This is a genomic window from Psychrobacter arcticus 273-4, assembly GCF_000012305.1.
GTDB lineage: Bacteria > Pseudomonadota > Gammaproteobacteria > Pseudomonadales > Moraxellaceae > Psychrobacter > Psychrobacter arcticus.
The window spans coordinates 985,640-1,008,198 of the sequence record NC_007204.1 but is presented as its reverse complement, the minus strand read 5'-3'; the positions used below and the strand labels follow the sequence as shown (position 1 = coordinate 1,008,198).

The following is a 22,559-nucleotide window of genomic DNA, read 5'->3' as shown; positions in this document are numbered from 1 at the left end:
TATTGTTTGGAATTATCCTCTGATTTATCTATTTTGACAAACCAGATAAACCTATTGTCGAAGTCAGTATTTATCATTAAAAGGCTAAGCATTAATGAAATTAGCAAAAAACCCCTTTAACTAAAGCCATTGACTTGCTATCTTGCCCTCCACTCTGACACATCCCTGATATTTATTACCCCATTTTTCAGCTAATTTTCACTATTAGCACCTTCTTTATTTGCATTGGATCATATGACACATAACCTTGAGGTGAGCTCAGATGCTCGCCGAACTCAATATTTTCAAGTATTTTTGATGGGGGTTAGCGCCTTTATCATGAATACCACCGAATTCGTCCCAGTCGCCCTATTAAGTGACATCGCGCAAGACTTTGCTATTACCACGGCAGAAACGGGCTGGATGTTGACGCTCTATGCGTGGATTGTCGCTGCCATGTCGTTGCCGCTGATGCTACTGACCAGTCGATTTGAACGGAAGCGTTTGCTCTTAGCCTTGTTTGCGGTATTTATCGCCAGCCATGCGTTATCAGTATTTGCGTGGAGTTTCCAAGTATTGCTCATCAGCCGTGTTGGGATTGCGCTATCGCATGCGATATTTTGGTCAATCACGGCGGCGATTGCCATACGAGTGGCACCCAAAGGCAAAAAAGCAATGGCACTCAGTGTGCTTGCGACCGGTACTTCATTGGCAATGGTACTGGGCGTACCATTAGGGCGATTGGTCGGTCAATGGTTTGGCTGGCGCGCAACCTTTGGCGGTATCGGCGCAGTTGCTTTGGTGGTATTTATCTTGCAAGCAAGGCTATTACCCACCCTGCCAAGTATGTTTGAGGGCTCGTTTAGAAAGATTCCAACATTGCTTAAAAATCCTTTATTGGTCAGTCTGTATCTGCTTATTTTGCTGGTCTTTACCGCACACTATAGCGCTTACTCTTATATCGAACCTTTTATGCGTCAGGTCGGTGCAATCAGTGAAAACGCCGCGACTTTTGTACTACTATTATTTGGTGTGGCAGGCATTTTGGGCAGTGTGATATTCAGTCGCTGGGGTGATAACTTTAATACCAGATTGATGCTGATATCGATGATATTAATATTGGTATCGATGCTTGCGCTATTACTTGCCGTCACCTCGGTATGGGCGCTCAGCTTGATTGCCTTACTATGGGGCGCAGCACTCATGCTGCTGATTGTCTCTATGCAAGCCAAAGTGATTATGGTCGACGTCAAGGCGCAAGACATGCTGATGTCAATGTTCTCAGGGATTATTAACTTAGGGATTGGTACAGGGGCTTTGTTTGGAGGTTATGCCGTGATCCATCTCTCGTTATCAAGCGTGGGCTATGTAGGGGCAGCTATCGCCAGTGCAGCACTACTCCTGATACTATTGATGATAAAACGCTTCCCTGAGCTCAGCAGGAGGCTCGGCTAAAAAGCTAATAATAAATAAGCGTATAAAAAATGCTAGCCACTTAAATGGGCTGGCATTTTACGTTTAAAATCATTCTATAGTTGAAATACTTTAAAGTCGCTACCGTATTGCTGGTGTAAATTTTTTGCAGCCTCTGTCTGCGTAGGCACAGCAAGCAAGAAAAATTTGCACCAGTAGTACCTGTTGTATCGATATTACTGTTCACCGACTATAATTAAAAATCCACTTTACCGCGTAATGCTTTTGTCTTGCCGCGCTGGGTTTTTTGATCCACGCGTTTACGCTTGGCATTTCGGCTCGGTTTGGTAGGCTTACGGGTTTTATTGACGTAAGTGGCTTTTATGATAAAGCTCTGTAAGCGCTCAAAGGCATCTATTTTATTGCCTTCTTGGGTACGAAATTGCTGTGCTTTAATAACTAGCACGCCTTCTTTGGTGATTCGGCTGTCTTTACTGTCCAGCAGTCGCTGCTTATTAATGTCACTTAAACTTGAGGCACTGATATCAAAGCGCAAATGAATAGCAGAGGAGACTTTATTGACGTTTTGACCACCAGCGCCTTGCGCACGTATCGCGCTAATCTCGACATCGCTATCATTCAGGCTAATGCTGTTACTGATAAAAATCATAAAATTCTTTTCTAAATAGCTGATAAGTATGGTGAATAATAAACCATTATCTCCTTACTCGCTACTGAGTCAATTGCTGCTCAATCACTGGCGCATCAACCATATTGCCATCTATCTTAAAGTGAACCGCCCCGGTATTGTCGGAGACTCACAGCAAGCAAAGAAAACTTATCTCAGCAAAACTTTTCATAGATATATGTTTTATTGCCACAACCCTTCGACATGAATGGTGTCGGCATTAATCGTTGGGTAATCAGTAAATGCCAATTGATAGCCACCCACTGTATCGGGGCTAATTTGACACCTCGTCCCCAGTGGAAAGCTGTGTTTTTGCCCAATATGACCAAAGCGCATGCCGCTATAAATAGGCAATCCTGTCAGCTTCTGCAGTTGACGAATCACCGTGGCCACATCATAACGCTTGTCGTAGCTGTCCTCACCTGCACCCGATAATGCACCACAAACAATCGCTTGTTGATTCTTAAATATGCCTGCTAAATACAAATCATACAGCATACGCTCAATACGATAGGCTTGCTCGCCCACATCTTCTAAGAACACAATACCGCCGTCAATACGTGGTAAATACTCACTACCTGCCAGCGCCGATACCACACTCAGATTGCCGCCCCAAATAGTGCCAGTTAGTGTTTTCAGCTCAGTACTTGTCAAAATACTCGGTAAATGCTGACTGGTTAAAGACCCATCTCGTATGCTGATAGCCAGATTAGGATTGGTTAATGCTTGTGCAAACTGTCGGCAGCTGACTTGGTCGGGTTTGGTTTTACCAAACTCGCTATAAAGCATCGGAGCGGCAAGCGAGCTCATACCCCCTTTTGCCAATAATGCGCACTGGATAGCGGTCACATCACTAAAGCCTGCGAGTATCGTTCCACGCTCCTTCATGATACGTCCCAGCGTTGACCAATCAACCATCGGCAATAGACGCATGGCACCATAACCACCACGCACCCCCAATAGTAGCTTTGGCGCAGCTATAGCACCGGTGGCCATATTTTGCAAATCACTGGCTCGCTGCGAATCAGTACCCGCAAAACGTAAATACTGCCGATTGGTAATCGCAGGATTATCTACCTTAAAACCAGCACAAGCCAGACGATCTAATGCCAATTGATTGCGCTCGTCACTACCACCGACATTGGAGCTGGCAAAAAGCCTCGTCTCAATACTTGGTGTGATACAGCTTGTTTGTGGTTGCAGCGTCTCGCGCGATACGGGGTGTGATGCTTGTTGTGATCGTAAGCTCTCATCGGTCAGCGCAGTTGGTAGGTCGTCTTTAGTAAGCTGTTTATTAGTATCTTGATCAATGGTAATAGAGGCCAGAGTCTGAGTGATGCTTTGGGTCGCTAATAACCCTGCCCCTGCACTGATACCGACTTGACGTAAAAACTGACGACGATTAAGCCCAGAAAATATCTTGGTCATTATTTTACCTTTTGTACCATTGTCTTATTTGGATGAAGTCGCTACTCTTGTTATAGTAAAGGATGATTAATAGCAATAAACCATAAATATTTACTGATATAAAAGGATTATAAAAATGGCTGACAAAGAGAAAGAGAAAGAGAAAGATAATAAAAGCCTGATGGATAGTATTAAACTCATCTTGGGTAAAGAAGACAGAATAAACGACCAACTCGAAAACGGTCGCGGCCTTGAGCGTTATACCAAGGATTTACTACTCCTCATGAGTTTAGTAAAAGACTACTATCAAGGCAACTATCGTAATATCCCTTATAAAACCATTTCAGCGGCAGTGGTTGGTCTACTATATGTCATAAACCCTATTGATCTTATTCCAGATTTTATACCCTTTATCGGTCAAGTCGATGATGCGTTGGTACTAAAATTTTGTCTTAAGCTCATAAAAAAGGATTTGTTAAAATACCAAACTTGGAAAGATAAACAGACCGCATCTGAAGATAAAGACTCAAAGCCTACCAATAAAAAGCTCGAAGATAAAGATAAGAGTACAGAAAAAGAAGGTAAAGATGAAAAGTCTAAAGCAGAAGACAACCAAGCAGATTCTAAAAAGTCGTCATAGCTGTTTAGTCATCTCTATTAAGCGATATAGCCAGAATAATTCTCTATAGTACTTGTTATAAAGACAGGGTCAATGAGGTATTCATTGACCCTGTCTTCGTATTAGATTAACGATATCTTTATTAATTTTACCTGTGCAGAAAGTCATTAATCCGGCACATCATAACGGGCTTTTTCTGGATTAAGACCGAACGAATAGACAAAGGTTGCAACCAGACTGTTTATGACAATAAACGGCAAATCAATGCTGGCGTGTCCAAGCACGTAGCGCCCAATAAGCCATGAAACAATTAGCATAATAATAAAAAACCCGCCTAGATACGCTAGGATGGCAGGATGCTTTAGATTGTAAGGCTGCTCAGGTTTGGGCTGCTTATCGAGCACATAGGTTCTGATTGCCCAACCAGCTGCGTAAGAAAACCCACCCAACACCACATAACTAAAAAAATTCATATTGCCTGACTCTAATAATATGACGGTTTATAACAAGATTATATTTATAAAAAGTACTTTTTATCACAAATCACATGTATGTCATACTGACTAATGACGCCTAACTAAATGCTCTCTTTGACATTATCAATGACGACATTAGCATGAGGATTGGCCAAAATATCGGTATTAATCTCATCACATTCGACACGGTAAATAGTATTCGCACCGCGATAAATGTAGGATAAATACTCACTATCAAGTAGCGGATCGATATTGGCGTAGACAGGCTTGACATGAGCCAGTACCAACACTCTATCCGGACGACCAATGACCGCATCGACATTATCAGGGTCAATAGAGAAAAACGGTGCTATGTCGCTATTTTCAATCAATTCTAATGGCTCAGCATCATCCCAAACACGCTTGGCACTTGCAGGCTCTTTCATCTGCATAACCCACGCGCCACCTTGCTGGCTGACTTTTATTTGCGCAGGCTCATCATGACTGACGGTATAGCAGCCTTCAAATATTGATAAATCTGCTACAGTCTCAACCTTTTTGGTATTGGCTTGAGTATTGCTATCATTACAAGCGCTCAAAAATAGCATACTGCTCGCAGCCATAGCAATCATCAAATGGCTAAGGTTTTTATAAGAGGGTTTTGAGGGTAAGGACATCATAGGGTGATCCTGCATTCGAGCATTAAAAGCTTTGGTTAAACGAATTATAGTTAATGTCTGGCTAGACAAATCCTCACAACTGCCCTATTTTAACAGAAAACGATAAGCTTACTATAGTTGAAATACTTTAAAGTCGCTACCGTATTGCTGGTGTAAATTTTTTGCAGCCTCTGTCTGCGTAGGCACAGCAAGCAAGAAAAATTTGCACCAGCAATACGTGTTGTATCGATATTACTTTTCACCGACTATATCAGGATATCTGTTTTTGGGTTTTTGTACATGGCAACTGCCCCTATTAATGCTAGATTTGCTATACTCAATCCCAGCATAGGCAGGTCGAGTTATTCCCCAAAACACGAGTGAAGTCGCTTCGCCATACCCTGTATTTATTCTTTATTAGGTCAGTAAATTTTTATGTCAGACAATCGCAGTGCAGTGCAACCATTTAAGACCAATAGCGCCATCAACCCATTGGCTGCCAAAGCAGATACAACGGTTGCCTACACTGATGGCGCTTGTAAAGGCAATCCTGGTGCTGGCGGCTGGGGCGCGCACCTGATATTTAGTGATGGACGTACGCAAGATTTGTATGGCGGCGATAAAGAAACAACCAATAATCGTATGGAGCTGATGGGTGCGATACAAGCATTGACCCATAGTCCGCATGAGCAAAACCTCGAGATTTGGACAGATTCAAGCTATGTCAAAAAAGGCATCACTGAATGGATTGAAGGTTGGAAAAAAAGAGGCTGGAAAACGGCCAGTAAAAAACCCGTCGCCAATCAAGACCTATGGCAGCGACTCGATGAGCTGTGCCAACACCGTGATGTTGATTGGCATTGGGTCAAAGGTCATGCGGGACATGCGGGCAATGAAAAAGCGGACGAGCTGGCGAACTTAGGTGTGACCTCACGTAGTGAATATTTGATAAGAGACGCTCAAGATAACATTAAAAAAAAACAGCAAATAACGGCTGATAAAAAGCCATCAAGCAGCGATGATTGGCTGAATTTTGATCCATTAGGTTTTGATATGATGGATGATGAGCTTGAGGAAGACGTTGACCAAGAGCTTGATAAAACCCAGTTAGATGGACAAGTATTAGAAGACTTTCATTACCAAACATCTAATACAGATATACCGGAAGCCCATACCTTTATGACTGATACCACGATGAATCCTAATATGTCCGACATAGACACTGATATAGACACTGATATAGCAAATGAAACGCCAAAATTCGATGGTGACACTAGCCGTGCCAATCCCTATTTTATAGCGCTGCTACCTAAACCTATCCATCGTCATGAATCTGATCGTCAGCTCATTATGGACACTGAGACCACAGGTCTTGATCCGCTAAAAGGCGATCGCATTATCGAAGTCGGTATTGTAGAGATGATCGGACGTAAATTCACCGGTGAAAAGCTCCATGTCTATATCAATCCACAGCGTGGCATGGATGAAGAAGTGATTCGCATTCATGGTATCTCTGAAGCGTTTTTAACGGACAAGCCAACCTTTGACCAAGTCGCTCAATCGCTCTATGACTTTATGGACGGTGCAGAAATCATCGCTCATAATGCCTCGTTTGATATGAATTTCTTAAATATGGAGTTTGCCAAGGTTGGGATGCATGACTTTGCTGAGCGGGTGCGAGTGACAGACTCGCTGGTCATGGCAAAGCAGCAATATCCTGGACAAAAGAACACCTTGGACGCTCTCGTACGTCGCTTAGATGTGGGCAAGCAAGACCGTACGTTTCACGGGGCATTACTAGATTCAGAGATTTTAGCAGAAGTATATCTGACGATGACCGGCGGGCAGGTTACACTGGGGATTGAGGATGACACGCAAGCGGATGGTGGACACACTGCCCATGCTAGCTTTGCCAATTTAGCGGCTTTATTGCTTGAGTCGAGTACTGATGAGAGCGCCAATCAAAGCTGGTATGCGTCGCTCGCACAAGACTATCCTGAGCTAAAAGCCAAAATGTAACAGTCATTAAAATCGCTTCTTATATTGGCTATTAGAGAATATAGTCTTGATTATTATCACGCTAAAAATTAAAACATTATCTAGCGCCATTTTTTAATTTACCGTCTAACCATTTGCCATTTTCGTCAGTATCTTATGGAAAAAATAATTATGAATCACTCTACGCAAATAAAATTGACCGCGCCAACGCTTAGTGTTACTGACTTCAATTTGCCATCGCTGCACTTATTGCACGATGAGATCACTGTTATACTTAAAGATACTGAGATTCATTTGGGCGAATTTAATGATGACAATAGCCAAGCGCCATTATTACTAGACTCTATTATTGTATTAAAACAGCTTTCTTGTATTTTTAAGCTGATATCTTTGGTGGATGCAGAAGCACTTAATAATGCGATTGTACACGGATTGAAGCAGCTTTATGACAGTGGCGACAACAGCAATATTGACTTAATTATGGACCTCTCCGAAGCCATCATGACGCTTGATCGTTATGTTGAGTTTGTGCTGTTGACCGAATCGATAGAGCCTACCTTATTACTGCCAATCATTAATAAGCTCAATGCTCATAGCCAAATAGCGCCTATTGCTGCTGATCATTTTTCTGCTTTTGGTAGTAGTAGCATCATTATCGCCAACCCTGAAAAGAATTTTCAGCCGCTAAATGAGCTCAACCTTGATCAAGCATTATTGACCTATGCTTATCGTAGTGGGCTTGGCGTCATTATGATCAATCAGGATGGCAATATTAACCAAGATGATCAGCAAAAATTGGATGCCATGTCGGCCGCCTGTGCTTTGATAGCGGCAAATACCAGCAGTCTATTTTGGCAAGCCGCATCGGCAGCAGTCACTGATATTGCAACCATCCTGCCACTTAATATCAGTCAAAAACACACACTTATTTATGTCGAACAGCAGTTCCAAAACTATCTGCCAGTGATGGATACGCGTTTTGCTGATTTGGTCAGTTTTGCCGGACAGCGTGATACTGAAGCGGCAAAAATGCTGCGTGAGCAATATGCCGCCAACCAGTTAGAAGGCCCACAACGTCAGCAGATGGAGCGCTTCCTGTTTGGTCCAAACCGTGATTTAATGGATACTTTGAATACCATTATCCAGACCCAAATCAATACGATTAAAGAAAATGTCGATAGCTATGCCCGTGGTGATTCAATCAATCCAGTCGACCTGCAGACCTCGCAAATCATTGAAGGGTTGACCACTTTAAGCTCTTCCTTACATCTGCTCGGTCTATCTAATGCGGCCAATAGCCTTACCAAAGCGGCAGAAGCGGTCAGCAACTGGCGCGCGCCTACTCCAGAAGATTGCGATCATTTATTATTGACACTCATGCATGCAGAAAACGCGACTATCGCCATGGCTGAGATGCATACTCCAGGTGCGATTTATCTGCCGTTGAACAATCCGCATATCTCACTACATCAGATCAATACCGCTTATGATACCTTGATAGAAGAGAGTCGTACGGCGATTGCCAGTGCTGAACAAGCGATCAATGACTATCTCGCAGAGCCTGAGCGCGATATTCTTAATATTAAAAACATCCCTGAAATGTTGCGTCAAGTGAGCGGTGCGGTGCGCTTCTTACAATTGCCAACGCCTGCCAGTATGTTCAGTCAACTGGCAAGTTATTTGCAGCAGCGTATCCACAGCGGTAGCCGTATTGATGATGGCACCTTGGCTTATATCGCTGATGTTATGATGGCAGTTGACTATCATCTAGACGGTTTCGAAAACAATCGCCTTGTCAGCAAACGAGCATTGGATGTTGGGCAACATAGCTTAAGCCAATTGCTTGCCGCTTAATCATTCATTTAAATATTTATATAGAGACAAGCTTATATCGGCACTGATATGAGCTTGTCTCTGACCGTTTGGAAATCTACATGATGACCTGTGCCTTTGTCCTATCTGATGAAACGATCTTATGTCGTCAAACGCCTAATGGCTGGTGGCCTTTGCAAGTTCAGCTACCACACTCCGATGTCAGTAGTGAGCAAGCTTATCAATTGGGACAGGTTACATTATTTGACAGCTTAGCGCCAAATAGCTGGCTACCTAGTGATGTAGATAATACTGATAACGCTAATGCCATTACTGTACGAGCCAGCCGCGCCATCACTGATGATTATGCAATAGCACATAATATTGCCTTGCCTAGCATTTTAGACAGTAGTGACTTATTAGGCAGTAGTGACTTATTAGGCAGTAGTGACTTATTAGGCAGTAGTGACTTATTAGGCAGTAGTGACTTATTAGACAGTAGCGACGTAGAAAATAGCGGTATTAGCCATAGCAACTCTCAGAGCAGCTTGAACGCTTTTATACCTTATCGGCAGCTTATCACGCAGCTGCCCATAACATTAGCTGCTCAGCTTAGCCAAGCCATACAGCTATTACGTTGGCAGGCGGACACACGGTTTTGTAGTCGCTGCGCCGCGCCCACCATAGCTGCCAAATGCGGTGAGCGCGCGATGGTTTGTGACGTTTGCCAATTGCGTCAGTATCCTCGCGTACAGCCCTGCGTCATTACCGCTATTACTCGACTCAACCCGCAAACGGGTGAAATGCAAATTTTATTGGCCCATCATCATCGGCATGGGCAACAAAAAACAGCAGCTCATTTATCACAGTCGCCGCAACCGTTACTATACGGTTTGATTGCAGGCTTCGTAGAAGTCGGTGAAAGCTTAGAGCATGCGGTGGTACGCGAGGTGGCAGAAGAAGTGGGTCTTAGTTTGTCAGATATTCACTATGTGAGCAGTCAACCATGGCCATTTCCCTCTAATTTAATGCTTGGTTTTCGAGCATCTTACGCTGGGGGTGATATCGTTATACAAGAAGACGAGCTGTCACATGCCCAGTTTTTTGATCTATCAAAGCTGCCAAAGATACCCTTTAAAGGTAGCATTGCTTATGAGCTGATTACCCAAATTGCCAATGAGCAAGGTATCTCGCTTTAATCTATAGTTGAAATACTTTAAAGTCGCTATAGTACTACTGGTGTAAATTTTTTGCAGCCTCTGTCTGCGTAGGCACAGCAAGCAAGAAAAATTTGCACCAGTAGTACGTGTTGTATCGATATTACTTTTCACCGACTATATGATCTCAATTCAGCAATATCGCCATTATTCCATTTATTTTAATATCAGTACTCAGAGCGCTTAGCACTGATATGAAGGTCTTAAAGCACATGCACAGCACCACTAGTAAAAATAGTAGTCACATCCGTCTAACCAATCTACCAATCTTGTTCGATACTTTGGATATAGAGCGCTTACCTGCTGATATTCAGGAAAAGATCACGCGCATTGATGCCAGCCTACCGCAAACGCAGTGTGGTCTTTGCGATCATGCAGATGGCTGCCTACCCTATGCAGTCGCTATCGCGCTAGATAATGAGCCACATAATAAATGTGTGCCGGGTGGTCAGCCAGTGACTGATACTATTGCGCAGATTATCAATGCTGATATAACCACACTAAGCGCTGAGTCTTCAAAATGGCCACTAGATAGCCATTCTCAGCGTCCTGTTGAAGTGCGCGCCGTCATTCGTGAAGATGATTGCATTGGCTGTACCAAATGTATTCCTGCTTGTCCAGTTGATGCCATCGTTGGTACTGGTAAGCACATGCATACTATTTTCACCGACTTGTGTACAGGCTGTGAGCTTTGTATCGCGCCCTGTCCTGTTGATTGCATCGATTTGGTCACGGTTGAGCTCACGCTTTCGATGCCTGAGCGCACGCTTGAGCAGGATGATTTAAGGCAGCGCTACCATACCCATTTAAATCGTGTCAGCGAACAACTTGCGGATAGCAGCAATAGCAGACCCGTGGTCAGCATGGTAGAAGCAAAGCTCAACAATGCCACCAGTCTGTCTTTAAACATCAGTGAAGAACAAGCTAAAAACACCATTGCCGCTGCCAAGCTGCGTACTAAAATTAAAAAGCTGGAAAAGCAGCTTAGCGTGCGAGCAAATGACAGTAAACAAGCAGAGCTTACTGCATTGCAAACAGAGCTTTCACACCTTTAATAATCAATAAAATAATAGCGAATAACGATAGTGAAAACACTATGAGTAAAACCGTCAAACATAAAACAGCTGATACCCCACCATCGAGGCGCATGCCCAATCGTGACATACGTCCATTTTTTGAAAAATTGGCAGCGACGATTGACGAGCCCGTCACTGAGCTAAATTATGGTAGCAATTTTGAGCTACTTATCGCAGTAATTTTATCAGCACAAGCAACCGACATCAGCGTCAATATTGCCACCGATCAACTCTATCCGGTAGCGAATACGCCTGAGGCGATACTCGCTTTAGGCGAAGAAGGACTTAAAGCGTATATTAAGAATATAGGCTTGTTCAATGCTAAAGCTAAAAACGTTATCAAAACCTGCCGCGATCTTATAGAAAAATTTGATAGTACCGTCCCTGACAATCGCAAAGACTTAGAATCGCTTGCCGGTGTTGGTCGCAAGACGGCAAACGTGGTCTTAAATACCGCCTTTGGTCAACCAACCATGGCAGTCGATACGCATATTTTCCGAGTGGGCAATCGTACTGGGCTTGCCACTGGCAAAAACGTTTTAATCGTTGAAAATAAGCTGGTCGAGCGTATTCCAGATGACTATATCGTGGATGCCCACCATTATCTGATTTTGCACGGACGCTATACGTGTCAAGCACGGACGCCAAAATGCGGTGCTTGCCCTGTTTATGACGAATGTATGTTTAAAGACAAAGCGGCGTTTTTAGAGTTGTGATATGAGCGGATAATAATCCCAAAGCGCATCAATATAGTTGAAATACTTTAAAGTCGCTACCGTATTGCTGGTGTAAATTTTTTGCAGCCTCTGTCTGCGTAGGCACAGCAAGCAAGAAAAATTTGCACCAGTAGTACCTGTTGTATCGATATTACTTTTCACCGACTATAGATATACTGATGCTAAATTATAATAATGTCATGATTGAGCATTACTCATAATAGAACAAGCGCAGCTCACTAGAGTTTTATTGCGTTTCGAGTTAGAATAAGCGTATTTTTAGGCAAGTACGTCAGATTGTTGATCCTGCTGACAATCAGGTGATAGGCGTGTGATTGGCGACAGCTTGAAACACGTTACCAGCTAACAATACGATATAGTACAACACGACATAGTACAACGCGACATAGTACAACGCGAAGCTATCGCCGTCTTAGCCTTACCCCATATGATTTATCCAAATCCGTGTTTTATCTGAATCTATATAACACATGCATTTGTGAATATGTGAATTGAGTAGTACCAATTAATCACCGAGCAATACATTGTTCGGCCAATACCAATTAAAGCAGCGCCCAGACGTTATGCTTTTTCCTATTTTTACTGATTCAATTAAGCGATCCTATTATGCGCGAATATAACTTATTTACCTCAGAGTCTGTGAGCGAAGGTCATCCTGACAAAATGGCTGACCAAATATCAGATGCTATCCTTGATGCCATTCTACGCCAAGATTTACATGCCCGTGTGGCGTGCGAAACGCTGGTTAAGACAGGTGCTGTCATACTAGCAGGCGAAATCACCACCACAGCAAATATCGACGTTGAGCGCATCGTGCGTGATACAGTCAACGGCATTGGTTATCATCATTCAGACTTAGGCTTTGATGGCGAAACATGCGCCGTAATCAACATGCTCGGCAAGCAATCTCCTGAAATTGCTCAAGGTGTTGACCGCGCTGATCCTGAAGAACAAGGTGCAGGCGACCAAGGTTTGATGTTTGGCTATGCCAGCAATGAGACCGAAGTCTTGATGCCCGCCCCTATCGAGTATGCTCATCGCTTGATGGAGCGTCAGTCTGAGCTGCGCCGCGCAGGCGAGCTACCTTGGTTGCGTCCAGATGCCAAAGCACAAATCACCCTTAAATATGACGGTAGTAAACCCGTTGCTATTGATGCGGTCGTCTTATCTACGCAGCATGATCCAAGTATCTCGCAAGCCGATTTACAAGAAGCGATCATGGAGTCGATTATCAAACAAGTACTGCCAGCAGAACTGCTACATGCTGGTACACGTTATCATATCAATCCGACTGGCAAATTCGTCATCGGTGGGCCTGTCGGCGACGCAGGACTGACCGGTCGTAAGATTATCGTTGATACTTATGGTGGTATGGCGCGTCATGGCGGTGGCGCATTTAGTGGTAAAGATCCTTCAAAAGTAGATCGCAGTGCTGCTTATGCGGTGCGTTATGTGGCTAAGAACATCGTCGCTGCTGGTATTGCAGATCGCTGTGAAGTACAAGTGAGCTATGCCATTGGCGTTGCTGAACCGACTTCGATTTCGATTAACACTTTTGGTACTAACAAAATCAGCAACGATGAAATCATTCGCCTGATTCGTACGCATTTTGATCTACGTCCGTATGGTATCACTCGTATGCTAAATTTATTGCAGCCGATGTATCAGCAAACGGCTAGTTTTGGACATTTTGGGCGCCAAGGTTCTGAAACTGCCTTTACGTGGGAAAAAATAGACAAAGCTGAAATTTTAAAAGCGGATGCTGGTTTATAAAATTTTTACTGAAACCCTTTTTGTTCCTATTATCTTATCCAGTTATTAGACTGCTGTGATACATTTAAATTTACCTACCATTATTAGGAGTCGCTTATGTCTCAAGAGAACGCTCAAAACAATGAGATTGATGCAAGTCTTGAAATCACCCCTGAAATGCAGGCGTTTTATCAACGTGCAGATGCCATTATTGGTGTGGCAAACAGTCAATTGGGGCCTGATGCACATTCAGGTCAAGTAGGTGCTTCACTGCTTTATTCCGCGGCACGTTATAGCGCATCTGTTGCCTCTATCGGCTTTGTAAAAGGTGATGATTTCGCCAAAGAAAAAGACGATATTGTCGAATTTTATACCAAACAATATCGCCAAATGCTAAGCGATAACTTGACAGATTATGCACAGAACTTTGATAAGTATATTCAGCTTAATCAAGATGACAAGCCTACTAAATAAAACGGTAATGCTTAGTTGTTGAAATTTATCTGAGCTTCTCTAGTAGTAGAAAGTACCTCTGAGCAATTAAAACGAAACCCCAAGCTTAATAGTAAGCTTGGGGTTTTTAAGTTAATTTTTAACTTCAGTATTATTTAAACATTGTCCAAAAAACCTTTAACCTTCAGGCTTTTCAATAGCAGAGGGATCTGTGAGCAAGTGCTCATCAGCAAACTCATTGGCTGAGTTATGATCTGCCGACTCTTCGGTAATAAAGTGCTGTTGAGCTCGATACAGTATCAATCGATCTCGACTTAAGCCCCGAAGTAACGCATACATCATGACAAATATAACCAAAGCAAATGGCAGTCCAGCTACAATAGCGGCTGCTTGCAATGCGCCCAGTCCGCCTGCTGCTAACAATATAGCTGCAATCAAACCTTCCATCAACGCCCAAAATAAGCGTTGGATTTTGGGTGGATTGATATCGCCACCAGCCGTCAGCATGTCGATAACAAAACTGGCTGAATCCGATGAGGTCACGAACCATAAGACAATCATAATAACGACAAGAAAAGTAATTGGTTTCGCGAATGGATAGTACTCAACCAGTTTAAAAATAGCACTACCCGTATCTGCCTGTACTGCTTCTACCAATCCCGGACTGGCTATAGCCGGATCAAGAGCAGCTAAAAGTTCCATATGAATAGCGACACCACCGAAAGTGGTGAACCAGAAAAACAAAATCAACATTGGAATCAACAGCACGCCCAATACAAACTCACGGATGGTACGACCACGAGAGATACGCGCAATAAATACCCCTACAAATGGTGCCCAACTTACCCACCATGCCCAATAGAAAATCGTCCAACCACTCTGCCAGTCTGTATTACCATAAGCTTCTCCCCATGTTGATAAGGGCACCATAGCGACTATGTAATTACCGATGTTTTCTATAAAACTATCAAAAATGAATAAGGTTGGCCCTAAAATAACCATAAAGGCCAAGAGCACACCTGTAAAACCCATATTGATATCACTCAAGCGCTTGATACCTTTATCAAGCCCAAGCATCAACGAGCCACAGGCCAATGCAGTCACAAAGGCAATAATAATAAACTGTACCGTTAAAGAATTTGGTATACCAAATAAATTTTCAAGACCTGAATTGATTTGCATAACTCCTAGACCTAAGGAAGTTACCACACCAAACATCGTCCCGAATACGGCTAGGATGTCAACCGCATGACCCCAGCGGCCATATATTTTTTCGCCTAATAGCGGATATAACGTCGAGCGAATCGATAACGGCAGTCCACGGCGAAAGTGGAAATAAGCCAGTGCCAATGCCACTATGGTATAAATCGCCCAAGCATGTAATCCCCAATGCAAAAATGAGATGCTCATAGCCTGCTTGGCAGCTTCTACTGTTTCAGCTTCACCTAGTGGTGGTGCCATAAAGTGGTATAGGGGCTCAGCCGTTCCCCAATACACCAGTCCAATACCGATACCAGCAGAGAACAACATGCCGATCCACGAAAAAAGACTGTACTGCGGCTTCTCTGTTTGTTGACCCAAACGAATATCACCGTAACGGCTCGCCGCTAGATAAATACAAAAGACCAGCGCCACGTTCATTAATATAATAAACATCCAGCCGAACTTATCCGTGATAAAATTTTGTAAAAAACTAAATAGCGCGCCAGCGGTTTCAGTGAAAAAAGTGCCAAAGATGATAAATCCAACGATAAGTAACGCTGAAGTAATAAACACAGGTTTGCTTACCCGTGGAAAAGGGCCTAACCTGCCAACTTTTACATGATTCATTTGTTTGTTAGCCTTAGTTTTTAGGAAGGCCACCTTAACAAGATACCTGCCAACTATCAAATTTAATTAAGTATTTACCATTTTCTCATTGATAGACATAAATAAGAAACTATCTGGTAGCACAAACCACAATGCCGCAAAACCCTAGAAATTTGGATAGCTGTTTCTGTATTCATTCGCTACCATCTTCTAAAACCCAAACCTGCCCCTCTACATTTAACACGCTCCGAATACGCTCTCCCATATCATAGCGATATCGTTCCGAAGCGCCATTATTTTCATCAAACCTAACCACGATTAGCGCTTTGGAGGATAAGCCACTGATCAGCGCATTGCCATGCCATGCCATGCCGGAAAATCGGTATGTGTACCAGTCGAATAGATGCTGATCGATGAGGGAGATATGACCGGCGGCGATGTCATTACTATTCGCAAATGGATTATCCGTTGGCATGGAGCCATCAGCATTTAGCCGTATTATTTTGCCCATCAGGAGAGAATAATAAACGGTGGCTATAATGCCCTTGCCCGTCTACCTTTGGCGTCTGCTGCCAAATGGGAGTAATCGACTGTAGGTTTGGCGCGCTCATATACTGCCTACTTATTATTATCTAGTCTCCATAAATTTTATATTCATATATAGTTGAAATACTTTAAAGTCGCTACCGTATTGCTGGTGTAAATTTTTTGCAGCCTCTGTCTGCGTAGGCACAGCAAGCAAGAAAAATTTGCACCAGCAGTACGTGTTGTATCGATATTACTTTTCACCGACTATAGCAAAAACATTGAGACATTAGAAGAATAGTAGAGCACAAGACAAAAACCCCTTACTTGCCTGTATAAAAAAATAGGCAAATAAGGGGTTTGATTGAACTCATAACAATTAGAACCAGCAATAATTATTAGCTCATTCTAAGCTTATCAAAGGTCAGTTTGTCATCAGCACCGACATCGACTTTGATGATATCACCAGCGACAAAATCACCTGCCAGCAATTTCAATGATAATGGGTTTTCAATCTCTTGTTGGATCGCACGTTTAAGTGGACGCGCACCATAAACAGGATCATAGCCAACTGCAACCAGTTTGTTCATCGCATCTGCCGATAACTCGATATCCAACTCACGCTCATATAGACGCTGACGCAAGCGGTTCAACTGAATCGCAGCAATACCAGCCATCTGTGACATACCTAGCGGATGGAATACCACGATCTCATCGATACGGTTGACAAACTCTGGGCGGAAATGCTGTCCAACCGAATCCATCACCTCAGCTTTGATATCTTCATAGCTCTCGCCAACCATTTCTTGGATTTTGTGCGAACCCAAGTTACTGGTCATAATAATGACGGTGTTTTTGAAGTCTACCACGCGACCTTGTGAATCCGTCAAGCGACCATCGTCCAATACTTGTAGCAAGATATTAAACACATCAGGATGCGCTTTTTCAACTTCATCAAACAAAATCACACTATAAGGCTTACGGCGTACCGCCTCCGTCAAAGCACCACCTTCTTCATAGCCCACATAACCTGGAGGCGCGCCCACCAAACGGCTGACGCTATGCTTCTCCATGTACTCACTCATATCGATACGGACGATAGCATCTTCTGAATCAAACAAGAAGTTCGCCAACGATTTGGTCAGCTCTGTTTTACCGACACCCGTAGGCCCTAAAAACAAGAACGAGCCTGAAGGACGGTTTGGATCAGACAAGCCAGCACGGCTACGGCGTACTGCATTGGCTACTGCTTCGACCGCTTCATCTTGACCGATGACGCGCTCATGGAGGTTTTCTTCCATCGCCAGCATCTTGTCACGTTCGCCTTGCAGCATTTTACTAACTGGAATACCCGTCGCTGCAGCAACGACTTCGGCGATTTCATTGTCCGTGACTTTGTTACGCAGCAGTTTTACACCACTATTTTCACCAGTCTGCTCTTTTTGCTCTGCCAAATCAGATTCATGGATACGGCGCTCTAACTGCGGTATCGTCTCATACTGCAGCTTGCTCATGGTCTCATAATCGCCTTCGCGGCTGGCTTTATCATAAGCAATACGGGCTTTGTCCAGCTCGTCTTTTAACTGCTGACTGCCTTTAACCAAAGCTTTTTCTGCTTGCCAAATCTCGTTAAGATCGGCGTACTCTTTTTCCAGCTCTTCAATTTGTGCATCAAGCACTTTACGCTCTGCTTGCGCGCCCGCGTCTTCTTCATTTTTGAGCACTTCACGCTGCATTTTTAGCTGTATCAAACGACTATCGAGCTTACCTAGTGACTCAGGTTTGCTGTCCATCTCCATACGTAAGCGACTCGCAGCTTCATCAATCAAGTCAATGGCTTTATCCGGCAGCTTGCGATCAGTGATATAACGATGACTCATACGAGCAGCCGCAATGATGGCGCTGTCTTGGATATCGACCCCATGATGCAGCTCATAACGCTCTTTTAGTCCACGTAAAATCGCAATGGTATCTTCAACCGTCGGCTCATCAACCAATACTTTTTGGAAACGACGCTCAAGCGCCGCATCTTTTTCAATATACTTACGATATTCATCTAAAGTAGTCGCACCGACGCAATGCAGCTCACCACGTGCAAGCGCTGGTTTTAGCATATTACCGGCGTCCATCGCACCATCCGCCTTACCTGCCCCAACTAGCGTATGTAGCTCATCGATAAATAAGATAACGTTACCTTCTTGCTTCGATAAGTCACTGAGTACCGCTTTGAGACGCTCTTCAAACTCACCACGGAATTTTGCACCAGCAATCAAAGCACCTAAGTCCAACGACAGCACTTCTTTACGACGTAAACCTTCTGGTACATCACCATTGATGATTTTTTGTGCCAAGCCTTCTACAATAGCCGTTTTACCAACACCTGGCTCACCGATGAGCACAGGATTGTTTTTGGTACGGCGTGACAACACTTGGATAGTACGTCGAATCTCTTCGTCACGACCAATCACCGGATCAAGCTTACCAAGCTCTGCTTGCTCAGTTAAGTTAATGGTGTATTTATTAAGGGCATCACGCTGATCTTCTGCATTTTGATTATTCACAGTATCATCGCCGCGCAATTGCTCAATCACCGCTTTTAATTTATTGGCTGTAACGCCAGCACTTTCAAATATTTTTTTGGTATCGCCTTGCTCAGCAAGTGCCAACATCACCCATTCAGTCGCGATAAAATCATCGCCTTCTTTTTGCGCTTGGCGATCTGCCAAATTCAAAATCTTAACCGAGTTTGGATTAAGATTGACATCACCTGTCGGCTCCGAAATCGTTGCTTGGTTATCTAATGCCTTTGCCACGCCATTTTTTAACGCAGGAATAGACGCGCCTGCTTGTTGGCAGATAGACAAGTTAGACTCATCTTGCAGCAAGACTGCAAGCAGGTGCACCGGATCAATACCGGTATGGTCACGCCCTAACGCCAGACTTTGTGCCTCTTGTATCGCAGATTGCAGTTTTTGAGTAAACTTTTCAAATCTCATATAAGCATCCTTTTATCATTCGTATATATTATCAGGCAGCAAACTTATGCTGTTTGCTTGCCTTCCTCTACCTTTATATATGCGGTATATAGAGGTAGATTTCAACCTATTTACCGTTAAAACCTTATTAATAGTAATGATATTGATTACTTTAAATGTAGTTACTACATCGCGCTCACACTCAATATATAATTCATTCAATTTTCAAAAAAATGCGTCTGCGGATACTGCTTATTTAAGATTTGCACAAAAAAACAGCATGGCATTGCTTCTTATCATTAATAAATAAAATTATCATCTATAAGATAGCAAAAAACCATGCCAAGTATTGTACGAGTTATAGGAATAATACTTAAAGCTACGATATTAAATCTTTAATACCTTATTACACCATACGAATCGCGCCATCTAAACGAATCACTTCACCATTAAGATAGGCATTATCAATGATATGCATGACCAATTTGGCAAACTCATTTGGGTTGCCCAAACGCTTAGGATAAGGTACCGCAGCCTCTAGCTGCTCACGGGCCTTTTCAGGCAGACTTTGCATCATAGGCGTTGCAAATACCCCTGGCGCTACAGTCATCACACGGATACCATGACGAGTCAGCTCACGGGCTAGCGGCAACATCATGCCAACGACTCCAGCTTTAGATGAGGCATAACTGGCTTGTCCGACTTGCCCATCAAAAGCGGCGATAGAAGCCGTATTGATGATAATTCCGTTGTCAGCATTGACTTCGGCTGGCGTACTAGCTGCCACGCGCTTAGCAATACTAGCCGCCACCAAACGTGCCACGTTAAAAGAACCAACGAGGTTAATGTTCACGCCACGACTAAAGGCATCGAGATCTGCAGGATTATTTTCACGATCTAACAATTTTTGTACAACAACGATACCAGCACAATTTATCGACCCTTGCAGACCACCAAACGCCTTTTCAGCGATATCAACCGCCACTTGCACTTCATCGCCACTGGTCACATCACAGCGTACAAAACGAGCATTGTCACCCAGCTCGTCTACCAATGCTTGCCCCGTTGACTCGTTAAGGTCAGCAATGACAACCTTACCACCTTGAGCCACGATAGCGCGAGCCACTGACTCACCTAGACCTGACGCACCGCCCGTAACCAAAAAGCTGTGTTGTTCAATTTTCATAATCTTTCCTTTAATTAATATTTTTATAAACTGTCTATTTTATTGTCTTATTAACACTTCGATTCATTTATGCTGCCGATAAACTACGCAACAAAAAACGCTGAATCTTACCACTTGGGGTCTTTGGTAGTGCTGTCACAAACTCAACTTCACGTGGATAAGCATGCGTCGAGAGACGTCTGCGTACCAAGTCTTGAATTTCCTTGGCAATCTCTGCCGTCCCTTCGATACCGTCTTTTAGTACCACATAAGACTTGATGGTATGACCACGCACTTCATCAGGTACACCGACAGCAGCCGACTCTGCGACGGCTTCATGTTCAAGCACGGTATTTTCGACATCGGTAGGACCTACTCGGTAGCCTGACGTAATAATAATGTCATCATCACGCCCAGAGAACCAATAACTGCCATCGCTATGACGCTCAACCACATCGCCTGTTAGATAATAATCATTCACGAATGCATCTTTCTCATTCCAGTTATAACCACGGAAATAAAATGCTGGCGATTGGCTGACTACCACTGCCAGCTGCCCTTGTTCACCATCAGCGAGTACCTTCATATCATCATCTAACACCACAAGTGTATGCCCCGGTAGTGCCATACCCATCGAGCCAACTGGGCACTCATGATCTAAAGCATGGTGCTCGCAACACGTCATCCCTGTTTCCGTCTGCCCATACTGATCACAAACTTTGCAGTTCAAATAGTTTTCAACCCAATTGACCACTTCGGTATTTAAGGTCTCACCTGCTGAATTGGCACAGCGCAGTGATAATTTAGCCTCTGGGTCATTGTGAGCACTTTCAAACACGCCACTCGATTTCATCATGCGAAATGCCGTCGGCGAGGATGCCAAATTACTAATCTTATGACGTACCATAAAGTCACGAGTATTTTCCGCATCAAACCCAGCTTCATTAAAATACGTCGTCACCCCTAATAATAAAGGTCCTGTAATTGCATAGTAAAGACCGTACGCCCAACCTGGATCTGCCATATTCCAATAGTTATCATCTGCGCGCAAGTCAATCGCATAACGCATATATAGATAAAAAGCTGAGAGTGCACTTAGTGGCACGCTAACGCCTTTTGATTTGCCCACCGTGCCCGAGGTAAACATCTGTAAAAAGGGCGCATCGGTATTCAGTAATACTGGTTCTATCGTTTGCGGCTGCTTTGATATCCTTTCAGCATAATTATCATCACCCCAACTTTGCGCATCTACCTTGCTGCCAACCAATACCATCTTGCTTTGTTTGGCCAAGTCGTCAAACTTGCCACGATTTTCTTGATTGGTAAAAACAACTTTAGTATTGGCTTTGTCCATCCGATACTTAATCGAATCATAACCAAAAGCGGTAAACAGCGGTTGATATACTGCGCCAATCCGCCAAGTGGCTAATACAATGGTTAGTAATTCAGGCGTGCGCGGCAGCATAGTCGCCACTTGGTCACCTGCTTGCACGCCATAAGAAAGTAATAAGCTGGCAACCTGCGCACTTGCCTTATCCAGTTCAGCAAAACTCATACGAGTCACATGGCCCGCCATATCTTCATGTACCAGTGCGATATTGTCACCGCGACCATCACGTACATGACGACCGCAACACGCCATATAAGCATTCAAACGATCATCTAAATGCTCGCCAAATATTTCTGTCAATAATGTATTGATATCAAAATTATGATAATAATCACTGTAGCTCGTTATTGTATTGACGGTATTCACTGCAGTTTCTGTAGATGAAGTTTCTTGAGAGAAGGTATTCATAAGCTAATCCTTTAGCAATTGA

19 protein-coding genes are annotated in these 22,559 nt (G+C 43.5%); 9 read left to right on the top strand and 10 right to left on the bottom strand.

Annotated elements, in window-relative coordinates:
* The first annotated feature begins 234 nt into the window (after window positions 1–234).
* The gene (locus PSYC_RS04365) at window positions 235–1,434 is read left to right on the top strand and encodes a sugar transporter (protein ID WP_011280119.1); all 1,200 of its coding nucleotides are present in this window, start codon (window positions 235–237) and stop codon (window positions 1,432–1,434) included.
* 214 nt (window positions 1,435–1,648) lie between these two features.
* On the opposite strand, the gene arfB is transcribed toward PSYC_RS04365, so the two are convergent.
* Together arfB and PSYC_RS04355 are read right to left on the bottom strand one after the other, a co-directional pair.
* A complete protein-coding gene (gene arfB / locus PSYC_RS04360) occupies window positions 1,649–2,062 on the bottom strand; it encodes an alternative ribosome rescue aminoacyl-tRNA hydrolase ArfB (protein ID WP_011280118.1) in 414 nt (137 codons plus the stop codon).
* 201 nt (window positions 2,063–2,263) lie between these two features.
* Window positions 2,264–3,508: an LD-carboxypeptidase gene (locus PSYC_RS04355; protein WP_011280117.1), complete on the bottom strand. Its 1,245-nt coding sequence runs from the start codon at window positions 3,506–3,508 to the stop codon at window positions 2,264–2,266.
* A 115-nt stretch (window positions 3,509–3,623) separates the two neighbouring features.
* Between PSYC_RS04355 and PSYC_RS04350 the strand changes: the two genes are divergently transcribed.
* A complete protein-coding gene (locus tag PSYC_RS04350; protein ID WP_011280116.1) occupies window positions 3,624–4,127 on the top strand; it encodes a YkvA family protein in 504 nt (167 codons plus the stop codon).
* A 146-nt stretch (window positions 4,128–4,273) separates the two neighbouring features.
* On the opposite strand, the gene PSYC_RS04345 is transcribed toward PSYC_RS04350, so the two are convergent.
* Both PSYC_RS04345 and PSYC_RS04340 read right to left on the bottom strand, forming a co-directional pair.
* A complete protein-coding gene (locus PSYC_RS04345; RefSeq protein WP_011280115.1) occupies window positions 4,274–4,579 on the bottom strand; it encodes a hypothetical protein in 306 nt (101 codons plus the stop codon).
* A gap of 104 nt (window positions 4,580–4,683) precedes the next feature.
* Window positions 4,684–5,241, bottom strand: coding sequence for a hypothetical protein (locus PSYC_RS04340; RefSeq protein WP_011280114.1), 558 nt, complete (start codon window positions 5,239–5,241; stop codon window positions 4,684–4,686).
* Window positions 5,242–5,655: 414 nt separating this feature from the next.
* Here PSYC_RS04340 and dnaQ point away from each other — a divergent pair, with 414 nt between their 5' ends.
* The 7 genes from dnaQ (at window position 5,656) to PSYC_RS04305 (ending at window position 14,286) form a co-directional block, all read left to right on the top strand.
* Window positions 5,656–7,239, top strand: coding sequence for a DNA polymerase III subunit epsilon (gene dnaQ, locus PSYC_RS04335; protein ID WP_011280113.1), 1,584 nt, complete (start codon window positions 5,656–5,658; stop codon window positions 7,237–7,239).
* 150 nt (window positions 7,240–7,389) lie between these two features.
* Window positions 7,390–9,072 carry a hypothetical protein gene (locus PSYC_RS04330; protein ID WP_227500357.1) on the top strand — a complete coding sequence of 561 codons (1,683 nt, stop codon included), beginning with the start codon at window positions 7,390–7,392 and terminating at the stop codon, window positions 9,070–9,072.
* A gap of 80 nt (window positions 9,073–9,152) precedes the next feature.
* On the top strand, window positions 9,153–10,229 hold the full coding sequence (gene nudC, locus PSYC_RS11995) for an NAD(+) diphosphatase (RefSeq protein ID WP_011280111.1): 1,077 nt from the start codon (window positions 9,153–9,155) through the stop codon (window positions 10,227–10,229).
* 230 nt (window positions 10,230–10,459) lie between these two features.
* Complete coding sequence (locus PSYC_RS04320; RefSeq protein ID WP_011280110.1) at window positions 10,460–11,302, top strand: RnfABCDGE type electron transport complex subunit B; 843 nt, start codon at window positions 10,460–10,462, stop codon at window positions 11,300–11,302.
* A gap of 41 nt (window positions 11,303–11,343) precedes the next feature.
* Window positions 11,344–12,039 carry an endonuclease III gene (gene nth, locus PSYC_RS04315; protein WP_011280109.1) on the top strand — a complete coding sequence of 232 codons (696 nt, stop codon included), beginning with the start codon at window positions 11,344–11,346 and terminating at the stop codon, window positions 12,037–12,039.
* A gap of 627 nt (window positions 12,040–12,666) precedes the next feature.
* Window positions 12,667–13,833: a methionine adenosyltransferase gene (metK, locus tag PSYC_RS04310; RefSeq protein ID WP_011280108.1), complete on the top strand. Its 1,167-nt coding sequence runs from the start codon at window positions 12,667–12,669 to the stop codon at window positions 13,831–13,833.
* A gap of 96 nt (window positions 13,834–13,929) precedes the next feature.
* Entirely contained in the window at window positions 13,930–14,286 is a 357-nt protein-coding gene (locus PSYC_RS04305; protein ID WP_011280107.1) for a DUF3144 domain-containing protein, read from the top strand.
* Between the two features lie 156 nt (window positions 14,287–14,442).
* On the opposite strand, the gene PSYC_RS04300 is transcribed toward PSYC_RS04305, so the two are convergent.
* From PSYC_RS04300 to PSYC_RS04280, 6 genes are all read right to left on the bottom strand, one after another.
* Window positions 14,443–16,095, bottom strand: a complete 1,653-nt coding sequence (locus PSYC_RS04300; protein WP_011280106.1) for a BCCT family transporter — start codon at window positions 16,093–16,095, stop codon at window positions 14,443–14,445.
* A 172-nt stretch (window positions 16,096–16,267) separates the two neighbouring features.
* Window positions 16,268–16,549, bottom strand: a complete 282-nt coding sequence (locus PSYC_RS11910) for a PQQ-dependent sugar dehydrogenase (protein ID WP_264622173.1) — start codon at window positions 16,547–16,549, stop codon at window positions 16,268–16,270.
* 7 nt (window positions 16,550–16,556) lie between these two features.
* Window positions 16,557–16,685, bottom strand: a complete 129-nt coding sequence (locus PSYC_RS11795) for a PQQ-dependent sugar dehydrogenase (RefSeq protein ID WP_011280104.1) — start codon at window positions 16,683–16,685, stop codon at window positions 16,557–16,559.
* 312 nt (window positions 16,686–16,997) lie between these two features.
* On the bottom strand, window positions 16,998–19,595 hold the full coding sequence (gene clpB / locus PSYC_RS04290) for an ATP-dependent chaperone ClpB (RefSeq protein ID WP_011280103.1): 2,598 nt from the start codon (window positions 19,593–19,595) through the stop codon (window positions 16,998–17,000).
* Window positions 19,596–19,980: 385 nt separating this feature from the next.
* Window positions 19,981–20,760, bottom strand: coding sequence for an SDR family NAD(P)-dependent oxidoreductase (locus PSYC_RS04285; RefSeq protein ID WP_011280102.1), 780 nt, complete (start codon window positions 20,758–20,760; stop codon window positions 19,981–19,983).
* Between the two features lie 67 nt (window positions 20,761–20,827).
* Window positions 20,828–22,537: an AMP-binding protein gene (locus PSYC_RS04280; protein ID WP_011280101.1), complete on the bottom strand. Its 1,710-nt coding sequence runs from the start codon at window positions 22,535–22,537 to the stop codon at window positions 20,828–20,830.
* Window positions 22,538–22,559: the final 22 nt, after the last annotated feature.